The organism is Pandoraea sputorum (assembly GCF_000814845.2).
Taxonomy (GTDB): domain Bacteria; phylum Pseudomonadota; class Gammaproteobacteria; order Burkholderiales; family Burkholderiaceae; genus Pandoraea; species Pandoraea sputorum.
This window is the reverse complement of the sequence record NZ_CP010431.2, coordinates 4,525,827-4,539,352: the sequence shown is the minus strand read 5'-3', so window position 1 is coordinate 4,539,352 and position 13,526 is coordinate 4,525,827. Positions and strand designations below refer to the sequence as shown.

The window sequence follows — 13,526 nt, the reverse complement described above, 5'->3', positions numbered from 1 at the left end:
GGCGGCAATGGTGGTAATGGCGGTAATGGCGAGCGCCAGGAGCGCTACGTCCGTCCCGATAAGTACGACCGCACGCGCTACGAGCGCCGTCCGGACGCCCCGGTCGGTGGCACCGGCATGCGTGGCGAGCGTCTGCCCCCGGCGTTGTTCGAACATACGCAGCGCCTGCTCGGCAGCGTGCTGACGTTCACCGGCCCGGCCGACACGCTGGTTAGCACGTACTTCCGCGCCAACGACAAGCTGGGGCACCGCGAGCGCGGTGTGCTGGCGGAGACGGTCTTCGCTATCCTGCGTCGCAAGCTCGAGTTCGGTCAGCATGCCGTGAGCGGCACGGGCTCGCAGGAGCGCCGTCTCGCGCTGCTCGGACTGGCCTTCACGCGCGGCATCGCGTCGGTAGAACTGGTCGCCACCCCCGAAGAAGCCACGTGGCTTGAGCACGTGGGTCAGATCGATCCGGCCAGCCTTGCGCCGCGAGTGCGTACTAACTTGCCTGCGTGGCTGTACGACCGTCTGGCCGCGCGTTTCGATGCGACCGAACTGGAAGCCCTCGCCGCCGCGCTGAACCAGCCGGCGCCGCTGGACTGCCGCGTGAACCTGATCAAGGCGAACCGCGACGACGTGCTGGCTGGCCTGCGCGAAAGCGGGTTCTCGGCCGAGCCGACGCCCATGGCGCCTAATGGCATTCGTCTGGCGGGCAAGCCGGCGTTGCAGAAGCACCCGTTGTTCATGTCCGGCGCAATCGAAGTGCAGGACGAAGGCAGCCAGCTGCTGTGCCAACTGGTCGCACCGCGTCGTGGTGAGATGATCGTCGACTTCTGCGCAGGGGCGGGCGGCAAGACCCTCGCGATCGGTGCGGCCATGCGCTCGACCGGGCGTCTGTATGCGTTCGACGTGTCGGAGAAGCGTCTGGCCAAGCTCAAGCCGCGTCTGGCGCGCAGCGGCCTGTCGAACGTCTATCCGGTGATGATCGACAGTGAGAACGACAGCAAGATCAAGCGTCTGGCGGGCAAGATCGACCGCGTGCTGGTCGATGCGCCGTGCAGCGGGCTCGGCACGCTGCGTCGCAATCCGGACCTGAAGTGGCGTCAGTCGCCGCAGTCGGTCGAAGAACTCACGCAGAAGCAGACGTCCATCCTCGCGAGCGCCGCGCGCCTCGTGAAGCCGGGCGGCCGCCTCGTGTACGCGACGTGCAGTGTGCTGACCGAAGAGAACGGCGCGATTGCGGAGGCGTTCCTCGCTGCACATCCGGACTTTGTGCTGCTGCCTGCGAACGAATTGCTGGCGGCGCAGAAAATCGGACTCGACACGGGCAAGTACCTTGAACTGCTGCCGCATCGCAACGGGACCGACGGCTTTTTCGCCGCCGTATTCGAGCGTCGTCCGGCTGCCAAGGCCTCCGTCGTGTCGTCAGCGAAGATCGACGAATAACAAGAAGAGATAAAGGGATATGGCGATGCAGGAAAGTCCGGCTTTCGCGAGGTTGGTGCGCGATGTCGTTCGCGACTTCGGCGATCCGCAGATCATCTGGCAGATCGTGGCACTCGTGGGCGCGCTCGCCGTCGCCCTCGTGCTGCGTCGCTGGATGATCGGACGCCTCGACCGCCATTTCGAGCGCGTTGCACCCGCACGCCGCGCGGGCTCGTCGAGCCTGCGCCGCTCGTTCTTCCCGATGTTCGGCTGGATGTGCGTGGCGCTCACGCGCGTGGTGCTTCAGGAATACACGCACGTCTCGCTGCTGATGCTCGCGGAAGTCCCGCTGTTCGGCACCGCGCTCATCTATCTCGCGTTCTACTTCGCCCGTCGCCTGTTTGCCTCGTCGCCCCATGCTTCGGGGCTGCTCAAGGTGTTCGAGCGGGTGTTCACGACGCTCGCCTGGTTCTCGATGCTCGCCTACGTGCTGGGCGTGCACGACGACATCCTCAAGTGGCTCGCCAGCGTGAAGTTTGCTGTCGGCTCGAGCCATCTGACGTTGCTCTCGATGCTGTCCGGCCTGCTCTGGATCGGCGTGACGCTGGTGCTGGCGATGTGGGTCGGCTCGCTGATCGAAGACCGGATCATGCGCACGACCACGCTCGACGGCAACCTGAAGGTGGTGCTCTCGCGTGTGGTCAAGGGCCTGCTGACGCTGATCGCCGTGCTCGCGACGCTGTCGTTCGTTGGCATCGACATCACCGTGCTGGGCGTGTTCGGCGGTGCGCTTGGCGTGGGGTTGGGATTCGGCTTGCAGAAGATCGCCTCGAACCTCGTGTCGGGCTTCATCATCCTGCTGGACCGCTCCGTGCGCATCGGCGACCTGATCACGGTGTCGACGTATCACGGCACCGTCTCGCAAATCAACACGCGGTACTCGGTTGTGCGCGGGCTGGACGGCGTCGAAGCGCTGGTGCCGAACGAGCAACTGGTGACGAACGTGGTGCAGAACCATTCGTTCACCGAGACCCGGGGGCGCGCCAAAGTGAATGTGCAGGTCGCATATAGCGCGGACGTTGAACTGGCGATGTCGCTGATGCTCAAGGCGGCCGAAGACATTCCCCGCGTGCTGACGGATCCGCCGCCCTCGGCGCTGCTGCTGAACTTCGGTGCCGATGGGATGGATCTGGAAATGGGATTTTGGGTGCAGGATCCGGCACAAGGGAGCGGCGGCATCCGTTCCGCCATTAATTTGCGGATTTGGCGCACATTTCGTGAACACGGTATTGAAATTCCGTATGCTCAGCGCGAAATACGTATCCTGAACGACTGGGCGGATGGGATTCCTGCGCAAGCCCCTCATCTGCCGGTCGATGGCCCCGTTTCGCCGGAGGGCGCGCGCGATTTGCCGGATTCGGCCAATGCAACGCCCCAAACGCCCTTGCCACAGGCGGGTGACGCTGGAAAGACGGCCCGATAGACCCTTTCACCTAAGCCGACGGGTTGACCTGCGACAAATTGCGTGGCTGCAAGGCGACACACGGGCAACGGTCCGTCGGGTAAAATGCGTCGCAAACCATAAAACCAGACGTTCACTGGCACGTTTTCCGCCCATATCGCACCGGCATACGCAACTTGCCGTCCTCCAGCGAATCGAAGCGTCAAGCGAGCGCAAGAACGAGACCTGACGCGACGGCCTATGTCCACATCGGCCGCTTCGGCCCGACAAGACAAGACACGGCACATTTCGATGCTTTGCCGTGATGGCTACCGTATTGATTAGTTTGGAGTGATATTTTGCTGGACAGTCTCCTTGGATTTCTCTCGACCGGCCTGCTCGACTGGAGCGGCTGGAAGATCTTCTTCTACACGTTGGCCGTCACCCATGTGACGATCGCCGGTGTGACCATCTATCTGCATCGTTGCCAGGCGCACCGCGCGCTCGACGTGCATCCGATCGTCGCCCATTTCTTCCGTTTCTGGCTGTGGATGACCACGGGCATGATCACGAGCGAGTGGGCTGCAATTCACCGCAAGCACCACGCCAAGTGCGAAACGCCGGAAGACCCGCATAGCCCGCAAACGCGCGGCCTGTGGAAGGTGCTGGCCGAAGGTGCCGAACTCTATCGCGCCGAAGCGAAGAACGAAGAAACGCTGCGCAAGTTCAGCCACGGCACGCCGAACGACTGGATCGAGAACAACGTCTACAAGCGTTACCCGATTCTGGGCATCAGCATGATGATGATCATCAACATCGCGCTGTTCGGTGCCATCGGTCTGACCGTGTGGGCTGTGCAGATGGTGTGGATCCCGTTCTGGGCCGCTGGCGTGATCAACGGTCTGGGCCACTATTGGGGCTACCGCAACTTCAATTGCGCCGATGCGTCGACGAACCTGCTGCCGTGGGGCATCATCATCGGCGGCGAAGAACTGCACAACAACCACCACACGTACGCCACGTCGGCCAAGCTGTCGAACAAGTGGTACGAATTCGACATCGGCTGGTTGTACATCCGTACGCTGTCGTTTGTGGGTCTGGCCAAGGTGAAGAAGGTTGCGCCGACGCCGAAGCTCGCCAAGATCAAGGCGGCATGCGACGACGATACGTTGCAGGCTGTGCTCTCGAACCGCTATGAAGTGATGGCGCGTTACGCCAAGACCTTCAAGCGTGCCTATGGCGAAGAACTGGCGCGCTTCAAGGACAAGCGTCAGCATGGCGAATATCAGTTGTTCCGCGGCGCGCGCAAGTGGCTGCATCACGACGAAGCCTCGCTGCAAGAGCCGCAGAAGCAGCAACTGGGCGAGATCTTCGCGCACAGCAACGCTGTGAAGACGTACTACGAACTGCGTCGCGAACTGGCCGGTATCTGGGATCGTTCGAACGCGTCGCGCGAGCAGTTGCTGGGTCAGTTGCAGAGCTGGTGCCATCGCGCCGAGCAGAGCGGTATTCACGCATTGCAGGAATTCGCGACGCGTCTGCGCCGCTACGCGTGAACGGGTTCAGCCAGAAATCTGTTTTTGACGCATAATCGAAACCCCGCCACGGCGGGGTTTTGTCATTCCCGGTCCCTCCTCGGGCCACGCGAAAATGAATGCCTCACTTAAATCCGTAGAATTCGAGCGCCCCGCATCGAGCGGCGCCACGTGCGTAGCCCACGCCTGGGCACGTGTCCCGGAGGCGCCGTCGCAGGAGGAACGCGCGGCGCTCAAGGCCAAGATCAAGCGTTTGCTCGTCGAGCGGGACGCCGTATTGGTGGCGCACTATTACGTCGATTCCGACCTGCAGGATCTCGCCGAAGAGACCGGCGGCTGCGTGGCCGATTCGCTCGAAATGGCGCGTTTCGGCCGGAATCATGCCGCCAAGACGCTCGTGGTCGCCGGTGTGCGTTTCATGGGCGAGACGTCGAAGATTCTGAGTCCCGAAAAACGCATTTTGATGCCTGATCTCGACGCGACATGTTCGCTCGATCTGGGTTGTCCGGCAGACGAGTTCGCCGCATTCTGCGATGCGCATCCGGATCGCACGGTCGTCGTCTACGCGAATACGAGTGCAGCCGTGAAGGCGCGTGCAGACTGGATGGTGACGTCGTCCATCGGCCTCGAAATCGTGGCGCATCTGCACGCGCAGGGTAAGAAGATTCTCTGGGCACCGGACCGACATCTGGGCAGCTACGTCCAGAAGCAGACCGGGGCCGACATGTTGTTGTGGCAGGGCGCTTGTCTCGTACACGATGAGTTCAAGGGCACCGAACTTGGACTGCTGCGCCGCGAATACCCGAACGCCAAGGTGCTGGTGCACCCGGAGTCGCCTGCGGCGGTTGTCGAACTGGCGGACGTGGTCGGTTCGACGTCGCAGATGATCGCGGCGGCGCAGACCATGGACGCCACCGAGTTCATCGTGGCCACCGACAACGGTATTTTGCACAAGATGCGCGCCGCAGCACCGGGCAAGCGCTTTATCGAAGCGCCGACGGCGGGCAACAGCGCCACGTGCAAGAGCTGTGCACACTGCCCGTGGATGGCGATGAACAGCCTGCAAAATCTGGCCGACGTGCTGGAGACCGGGGCGAACGAAATTCACGTCGATCCGGAGATCGGCCGTCGCGCCCATACCTGTATCGACCGCATGCTGACGTTCGCTGAAGCGCGCAAACAGAACGTGCGCGCCAGCGGTGATTTCGCGCGCGACGGCGCACTCTTTTCCGGTGTGGGCCCCGCATAATGACGCAATCGAAAACGTTGAGCACTGCCGAGGCACTCTCTCCTGAATTCGCCATTTTCGGCGCGCCGATCGAAGCGGCAATGACGCGCAATGTGCGTGACGCGCTGGACGAAGACATCGGCAGCGGTGACCTGACGGGCCTGTTGGTGCCGGCGGACGAAATGGCGCATGCGCGCATCATCGTGCGTGAGTCGGCCGTGCTTTGCGGTGTGCGCTGGTTCGATCTGTGCATGCAGAGCGTGGACCCGTCCGTACGCGTGCAGTGGCACTACCGCGAAGGTGAGCGCATGGCACCCGATTCGGTAGTTTGCGACATACAGGGTCCGGCGCGCGCGTTGCTTACGGGTGAGCGCACGTCGATGAACTTCCTTCAGATGCTCTCAGGCGTTGCGACCTCCGTGCGCCGGTATGCGGATATCGTGGAAGGTACCAAGGCGCGCGTCCTCGATACCCGCAAGACGTTGCCCGGCCTGCGCCTCGCGCAGAAGTTCGCGGTGCTCGTTGGTGGTGGGGCGAATCAACGTCTCGCGCTCTACGACGGCATTCTGATCAAAGAGAATCACATCGCGGCCGCTGGCGGTATTCGTCAGGTGCTGGCAAACGCCGATCGTCTGGCTGACGGAGCGTCCGTCCAGATTGAAGTGGAGTCGCTGGAAGAGTTGGCGACGGCGCTCGAATGCGGCGCAACGTCGATCCTGCTCGACAACTTCACGTTGGAAATGATGCGTGAGGCGGCCCGCATCTCGGATGGACGTGCTGTGCTGGAAGCGTCGGGCGGCATCAATCTTGAAACGGTGCGTGCGATTGCGGAGACGGGCGTCGACCGTATTTCCATCGGTGGGTTGACGAAGGATGTCCGTGCGACCGACTTCTCCATGCGGATTATCGAGACGGTGGGGTAATTGTCGCAATTCGTTCCACCGCGCTGAAATAGGGTGGCAAGCAAAAAGGCCGCAGGTTTCACCCTGCGGCCTTTTTGTTTGCCTGCTCGGTCGAGCGCCCGACTTAGCGTTTGCGGCGTGGCAGCGGTGGCGAAATCACGGTCGGCAGCGCCTTCGGCAGCGTATCGGGGAAGTCGCGCGAGAAGTGCAGCCCCCGGCTTTCGCGACGCGACAACGCGCTATCGACGATCAGTGACGCGACGTCCACTAGATTCCGAAGCTCAAGCAAATCCCGGCTGACGCGGAAATTCGCGTAGTACTCGGCGATCTCTTCACGCAGCAGGGCGATGCGATGCTGCGCGCGCTCCAGTCGTTTGGTCGTGCGCACGATGCCGACGTAGTTCCACATCATGCGGCGCAGTTCGTCCCAATTGTGGGCGACGACGACTTCTTCATCCGCATCCGAGACGCGGCTTTCGTCCCATGCGGGCGCGTCGGTGGTGGGCGGATGTTTGGCTTCGTCCCGCTGAATATCTTCTGCTGCCGCCTTCCCGAGCACAATGCACTCCAACAGAGAGTTACTGGCGAGCCGGTTCGCACCGTGCAGGCCCGTGTACGTCGCTTCGCCGACGGCGTAAAGCCCCGGCAGATCGGTTCGGCCGCGCATATCGGTCACCACCCCACCGCAGGTGTAGTGCGCTGCGGGCACGACCGGAATCGGTTGCTTCGTGATGTCGATGCCCAGCTCTGCGCAGCGCGCCAGAATCGTCGGGAAATGCTCGCGCAGGAACTCGGGGCTTTGGTGGCTGATGTCGAGATACACACAGTCGAGGCCGTGCTTTTTCATCTCGAAGTCGATGGCGCGGGCGACGATGTCGCGCGGTGCCAGTTCGGCGCGCGGGTCGTGTTGCAGCATGAAGCGGGTGCCGTCGGGTAGCACCAGGCGGCCGCCTTCGCCACGCACGGCTTCCGTGATCAGGAACGACTTGGCGTACGGATGGTAGAGGCACGTCGGGTGGAACTGGATGAACTCCATGTTCGCAATGCGACAACCTGCGCGCGACGCCATGGCAATGCCGTCGCCGGTCGCCGTATCGGGGTTCGTCGTATAGAGATAGACCTTGCCTGCACCACCGGTGGCCAGCACCGTGTGTCGGGCTGTCATGGCGTGCACCTCGCCGGTGCCGAGATCCTGAACGTACAACCCCTGGCAGTGACGGCCGACTGTGGGCGCGTCGTCGGTGCGATCGGAGGTGATCAGATCGACGGCGAAATGGTTTTCGAAGAGGGTGATGTTCGGATGCTTGCGCACGCGCTCGGTGAGCGTCGCGATGACGGCGTGCCCGGTGGCGTCGGCGGCGTGGATGATGCGGCGGTGGCTATGTCCGCCTTCGCGCGTCAGGTGAAAGCCGAGCTCAGCGTCGGCGTCGCGGGTGAAAGGCACGCCCTGTTCGATGAGCCATTCAATGGCTTCCCGGCTGTGTTCGACGATGAATCGCGTGGCCGCTTCGTCGCAAAGTCCTGCGCCGGCGATCAGCGTATCGGAGACATGCTCGTCGACACTGTCAGTCGAATCCAGTACGGCGGCGATGCCGCCCTGTGCCCAGTCGCTCGCACCTTCGGGCATCGGACGTTTGGCGACGAGCGCCACGCGGCAGGTATTGGCCAGATGCAGGGCGACGGACTGGCCGGCAAGCCCGCTGCCGACGATGACGACATCGAAATTCATGATACGCGCGGTGTCTGGGATCGACGCAGCGACACTCGCGCGATCCTCGTAATGGGAGAGGAGCCAGTATAGCGAGTCAATACGCGCTTGGCATATGACCCTATGCGCACATCGGGGAAATTGCGCCTGGAAAGACTACGCATAGCGTAGCGGCGCAGTTTTCGGGACGCCCAAACGAAAATACCCCGCCAGAGGCGGGGTATTGAACGCAGTAGCAAGCTACCGCGATGAAACCTGTTGATCTTATTTGATCTTGGTTTCTTTGTATTCGACGTGCTTACGAGCCACCGGGTCGAACTTGCTGATAGCCATCTTTTCCGGATGGGTACGCTTGTTCTTGGTGGTCGTGTAGAAATGACCCGTACCTGCGGTCGATTCCAGTTTGATCTTGTCGCGAGCGCCTTTTGCCATGATGAGCTCCTAAACTTAGATGGCGTTACGCGAACGCAGGTCCGCGAGAACGGCATCGATGCCGACCTTATCGATCAGGCGCAAGCCGGCGTTCGAAAGACGCAGACGCACAAAGCGGTTTTCGCTCTCAACCCAGAACCGGCGATTTTGCAAGTTCGGGAGGAAACGACGCTTGGTTTTGTTATTGGCGTGGGAAACGTTGTTGCCGACCATCGGCGCTTTCCCGGTCACTTGACATACGCGTGCCATGAAGCACTCCTAACCCAGAATTCTGTGTAAAAAAAGGTGAGTCGAAAAGACAGACCGCGATAATACCACAAAAATCCCAGACAAATCAATCGCTTTAGTCGATGTAGGACGTGAGTCCCTGGCGGGAAACGTCTGTCGGAGATTCGGGGAAGGGACGGAGTATAGCGTAAGCCGGGCACGAATGCGACCCGGGTGCCAAATTTATGTGCAGGGTGTTGTTCCGCGTCACAGTTCACCACCCTCGGCCATTGAGTAGACGGTGTCTCCCGCCACGATGAAATGATCGAGCAGACGGATCTCCAGCAGGGCCAGCGCATCGCCCAACTGGCGAGTGAGCGCAACATCGGCCGCACTGGGCGTCGGGATACCGGAAGGGTGATTGTGCGCCACGATGATGGCAGCCGCATGAAGGTCCAGCGCCGCACGCACGATCTCCCGCGGGTAGGCGCATGTCTGGGTGAGTGTGCCCTCGAACATGATGCGCGTGCCGATCAGCCGGTGGGCTGCATCCAGAAAGAGGCAGACGAAGCGCTCGCGAGACATATCCCGCAATGTAAGACGTAGATAGTCGCGCACGCGGGTGGGCGAATCGAGCAGACAGCCCGATTGCATCCCCTCGCGCAACATGCGGCGCGCGACTTCGAGGGCCGCCTGAAATTGAAGCGATTTCGTCTGGCCGAGGCCCGGTATCTGACACAGCGTCTCGAACGGGGTGGCAAGCAGGCGGGCAAGCGAGCCGGTGCGGGTCAACAGCTCGCGCCCGAGTTCGACGGCATTACGGCCTTGCGACCCGGTGCGCAGCAGGATGGCGAGTAACTCGGCGTCGGACAGGGCATTCGGCCCGTGGGCCAGCATTTTTTCACGGGGGCGCTCAGCGAGCGGCCAGTGGGCGATGGACATGACGACTCCATGATCGGGGACCGATGATCGGACACGGCCACGCGCATGATCGCGGGTGTCACTGATGACAGGGGAAAGACAAAACCGGGAAGCCGCCACGGGAAAATTTCGGGGCGGCTTTGATGGGGAGCCGGACGCGCAACGCGTCGTCGCTTACAATAATAGCTTGACCTTGCTGTGAGACCCCCATGAGTTCTGTTGCAACCCCCGTGGTTCAAGACAATTCCTATCTGACGCTCCACTACCGGATTGGCGCGCCCGACGGCGCGGACATTGTCAACACTTTCGAAGGCACCCCTGCGACGATGCAACTGGGCGGCGGCCAGATGGCGCCGACGCTGGAGCAGGCAATGCTGGGCATGACAGTGGGGGAGCGACGCCGCGTTGAACTGGCACCGGAGCAGGCCTTCGGCCCGCGCAATCCGGATCTGCTGCAACGCGTCTCGATGAAGACGTTGCAGGAGAACAGCAACTTTGGGGAAGAATATAGCGTTGGCGATCTGGTCGAGTTCAACGCGCCGAGCGGTGGCCGCTATGCGGGCATCCTGCGCGAACTGGGCGACGGCTGGGCATTGTTCGACTTCAACCATCCGCTGGCGGGCCAGCCGATCGTGTTCGAAGTCCAGATTATCGGCATTCTGTAGGAATCGAAATGAGCGCCACCCAAGTCGTAGCACCGACGCTGTCGGATGCAGAAATCCTGCTGGCTCAGCCGCGCGGCTTTTGCGCGGGTGTCGACCGCGCGATCGAGATTGTCGAGCGCGCGCTGGCGATGTATGGCGCACCGATCTACGTGCGTCACGAAATCGTGCACAACGTGTATGTCGTCGAGAACCTTCGCAAGAAGGGCGCGATCTTCATCGAAGAATTGTCCGACGTGCCTTCGGGCAACACGCTGATCTTCAGCGCGCACGGCGTCTCTCAGGCGGTGCGTGCCGAGGCGGAATCGCGCGGTCTGCGCATTTTCGATGCGACCTGCCCGCTCGTGACGAAGGTTCACGTCGAAGTCGCCAAGATGCGCGGACAAGGTCTCGAAATCATCATGATCGGCCACAAGGGGCACCCCGAAGTGGAAGGCACGATGGGCCAGTCGGGCGAGGGCATGTTCCTCGTCGAGACGATCGAAGATGTGCTTGCGCTGCAAGTGGCGGATGAAAGCAAGTTGGCATTCGTGACGCAGACGACGTTGTCGGTCGATGACGCCGCCGAAGTCATCAACGCGCTCAAGAAGCGCTTCCCGCTGATCACCGAGCCGAAGAAGCAGGACATTTGCTACGCCACGCAGAACCGTCAGGACGCCGTGAAGTTCATGGCACCGCAGTGCGACGTGGTCGTGGTCGTCGGCAGCCCGAACAGTTCCAACTCGAACCGTCTGCGTGAAGTGGCCGAAAAGATGGGCGTGCCGGCCTATATGGTGGACTCGCCGGATCAGCTCAAGCCGGAGTGGTTCGACGGCAAGCGTCGCATCGGTGTGACGGCCGGCGCATCGGCACCCGAGGTGCTGGCGCAGTCGATCGTGTCGCGTCTGCGCGAACTGGGCGTCAATCAGGTCAAGGTGCTCGACGGCGTGGAAGAGAACATCGCGTTCCCGCTGCCCAAGGGCTTGACCCAAATGGCGAGCTAAGCAGCACGCCGGGTTGGATTGCGGCGCCAGCGGCGCACCGACCACCCAGCAGCAAGACTCACGGCCCGTGCTTACATCGCATGGCCGATAAACCGGGTGCCGTACCTCACGGCCCCGGTTTTTTTACGCCAGTCCGCGCCGCGTCTGCCGCCCCCTGCGCGCTTCCTGCTCCCCCGCCCCTGTTCCGTTATCGGTCGCATCAGGCCACCTGACGTTACCGAGCGCCGTTCGCCCATCCGCCCGCAGTCCTCGGCAAAAACCCGTTGCGGTGTTTTCGCATCATCACCCTATATTTCGCACAACCCCCGCACGTCCGAAATTGGAAGTTTTAACGTCTCGCCAGTCAAAACCGAATGACGTTATTCGTAATTCAACGGATATAGAATTAAAGAAAATAAAAACCGTCTGGATTTCCGGAATCTAATTATTTATATGCTTGCTTAATTAGAAAGAACACTCCAAATCAAATGGGCATGCTAATTGCTTATTAGATTGGTATGGCATCCGGGCCCTTGAATGGTGCACCGGTTGCACCATAAGGCCGCCCGGGGAGTCGCGCACGGGCGCGTAAAACCATTCACAAATTCGGGGTTGCGCTTTTGAAAAGATAGGGTTGCACAAGTCGGTATAAAACCTTAGTCCTCCATTATGGAAAACCCTGTGGCTACCGGCGTCGCAGCCGCAAAGAATGGAGTTACAATGCGCGCGTTTCGCATACGAAACATCGATTTGGCGTTATTAAATCGCCGACAATCTGGAGATAATCACATGCAACTCAAGTTCGCGAAGGTACTGCCCGTAGTCGCCGCAGTGACGCTGCTGGTGGCTTGCGGCAAGAAGGAAGAAAAGCAGGCCGATTCGGGTGCCGCTTCTGCACCTGCCGCGACGACGGCCGCCAGCGGGGGCGGCGATGCGGTTGTCATTAAGATCGGTCACGTTGCACCGTTGACGGGCCAAATTGCTCACTTGGGCAAAGATAACGAAAATGGTGCACGCCTGGCCATTGAAGAGGCCAACAAGGCGGGTCTGACCATCGATGGCAAGCCGGTCAAGCTTGAGCTCGTGGCAGAAGACGACGCCGCCGATCCGAAGACCGCAACGCAGGTGGCTCAGAAACTGGTCGACGAGAAGGTCGTCGCCGTGGTGGGCCACTTGAATTCGGGCACGACGATCCCGGCCTCGAAGATCTACAGCGATGCGGGCATCGTGCAGATCTCGCCGTCGGCGACCAACCCGGCTTACACGCTGCAGGGCTTCAAGACGACCTACCGCGTGGTCGCTACCGACGCGCAGCAAGGCCCGGCACTGGCTAACTATGCGACCAAGTCGCTTAATGCCAAGTCGGTCGCCATCGTCGACGACGCCACGGCGTACGGCAAGGGTCTGGCCGACGAGTTCGAGAAGACCGCCAAGGCCAACGGCCTGAAGGTGCTCTCGCACGACGCGACCAACGACAAGGCCACGGACTTCCGCGCCATTCTGACCAAGATCAAGGGTGAGAAGCCGGACATCATCATGTACGGCGGTATGGATGCCACCGGCGGCCCGTTCGCCAAGCAATCGAAGGAACTGGGTATTGGCGCCAAGGTGCTGGCCGGTGACGGCGTGTGTACCGATAAGGTGGCCGAACTCGCTGGCGACGCCATCGACAACATCGTCTGCTCGGAAGCGGGTATGGCGCTGTCGAAGATGGAAGGCGGTGCGGACTTCTCGAAGCGTTACGAAGACCGCTTCAAGCAGCCGATCCAGATCTACGCCCCGTTCACGTATGACGCTGTGAACGTGATCGTCGACGCGATGAAGCGTGCCAACTCGGCAGACCCGGCCAAGATCCTGGCGGCTATGCCGGCCACGGACTACAAGGGTGTCATCGGCCACATCGCCTTCGACAGCAAGGGCGACATGAAGGAGCCGGTGATCACGCTCTACAACTACAAGGATAAGAAGAAGAGCGTGCTTGACGTGGTGAAGATGTAAGTCCCGGGCGTTCGCGCCATGAAACGGCACCGCTGCCTACCCGTTCGGTGCCGTATCACTATCTGCGGAAAGACGCCGTGCCTGCATGACGGGCACGGCTCTCCTCCTGACACAGGATTACGC

General features: G+C 61.4%; 12 protein-coding genes. 8 read left to right on the top strand and 4 right to left on the bottom strand.

Translation table 11 applies throughout. The annotated features are described in order from the left end of the window. The first annotated feature begins 117 nt into the window (after positions 1-117). From NA29_RS19920 to nadC, 5 genes are all read left to right on the top strand, one after another. A complete protein-coding gene (locus tag NA29_RS19920; protein ID WP_052253333.1) occupies positions 118-1,428 on the top strand; it encodes an RsmB/NOP family class I SAM-dependent RNA methyltransferase in 1,311 nt (436 codons plus the stop codon). A 19-nt stretch (positions 1,429-1,447) separates the two neighbouring features. Next, on the top strand, positions 1,448-2,890 hold the full coding sequence (locus NA29_RS19915; RefSeq protein ID WP_072633338.1) for a mechanosensitive ion channel family protein: 1,443 nt from the start codon (positions 1,448-1,450) through the stop codon (positions 2,888-2,890). A gap of 317 nt (positions 2,891-3,207) precedes the next feature. Then, complete coding sequence (locus tag NA29_RS19910) at positions 3,208-4,404, top strand: DesA family fatty acid desaturase (RefSeq protein WP_039400845.1); 1,197 nt, start codon at positions 3,208-3,210, stop codon at positions 4,402-4,404. Between the two features lie 94 nt (positions 4,405-4,498). Further along, positions 4,499-5,632, top strand: a complete 1,134-nt coding sequence (nadA, locus tag NA29_RS19905) for a quinolinate synthase NadA (protein WP_039400843.1) — start codon at positions 4,499-4,501, stop codon at positions 5,630-5,632. After that, a complete protein-coding gene (nadC, locus tag NA29_RS19900; protein ID WP_039400840.1) occupies positions 5,632-6,534 on the top strand; it encodes a carboxylating nicotinate-nucleotide diphosphorylase in 903 nt (300 codons plus the stop codon). The genes nadA and nadC overlap by 1 nt, the downstream gene beginning before the upstream one ends. Positions 6,535-6,637: 103 nt before the next feature. Here nadC and nadB read toward each other — a convergent pair whose 3' ends face one another. The 4 genes from nadB to radC all read right to left on the bottom strand — a co-directional run bounded on the left by nadB (position 6,638) and on the right by radC (position 9,802). Then, positions 6,638-8,242 carry an L-aspartate oxidase gene (nadB, locus tag NA29_RS19895; protein WP_039400837.1) on the bottom strand — a complete coding sequence of 535 codons (1,605 nt, stop codon included), beginning with the start codon at positions 8,240-8,242 and terminating at the stop codon, positions 6,638-6,640. A gap of 243 nt (positions 8,243-8,485) precedes the next feature. Further along, entirely contained in the window at positions 8,486-8,653 is a 168-nt protein-coding gene (rpmG, locus tag NA29_RS19890) for a 50S ribosomal protein L33 (RefSeq protein ID WP_039400834.1), read from the bottom strand. 15 nt (positions 8,654-8,668) lie between these two features. Then, positions 8,669-8,902: a 50S ribosomal protein L28 gene (rpmB, locus tag NA29_RS19885; RefSeq protein ID WP_039400832.1), complete on the bottom strand. Its 234-nt coding sequence runs from the start codon at positions 8,900-8,902 to the stop codon at positions 8,669-8,671. A gap of 225 nt (positions 8,903-9,127) precedes the next feature. Further along, positions 9,128-9,802, bottom strand: coding sequence for a RadC family protein (gene radC, locus NA29_RS19880; protein ID WP_039400829.1), 675 nt, complete (start codon positions 9,800-9,802; stop codon positions 9,128-9,130). Positions 9,803-9,990: 188 nt separating this feature from the next. Between radC and NA29_RS19875 the strand changes: the two genes are divergently transcribed. The 3 genes from NA29_RS19875 (at position 9,991) to NA29_RS19865 (ending at position 13,403) form a co-directional block, all read left to right on the top strand. Then, the gene (locus tag NA29_RS19875) at positions 9,991-10,446 is read left to right on the top strand and encodes an FKBP-type peptidyl-prolyl cis-trans isomerase (RefSeq protein ID WP_039400826.1); all 456 of its coding nucleotides are present in this window, start codon (positions 9,991-9,993) and stop codon (positions 10,444-10,446) included. 8 nt (positions 10,447-10,454) lie between these two features. After that, positions 10,455-11,426 carry a 4-hydroxy-3-methylbut-2-enyl diphosphate reductase gene (ispH, locus tag NA29_RS19870; protein ID WP_039400824.1) on the top strand — a complete coding sequence of 324 codons (972 nt, stop codon included), beginning with the start codon at positions 10,455-10,457 and terminating at the stop codon, positions 11,424-11,426. Positions 11,427-12,194: 768 nt separating this feature from the next. After that, positions 12,195-13,403: a branched-chain amino acid ABC transporter substrate-binding protein gene (locus NA29_RS19865; RefSeq protein WP_039400822.1), complete on the top strand. Its 1,209-nt coding sequence runs from the start codon at positions 12,195-12,197 to the stop codon at positions 13,401-13,403. The last annotated feature ends 123 nt before the right edge of the window (positions 13,404-13,526 follow it).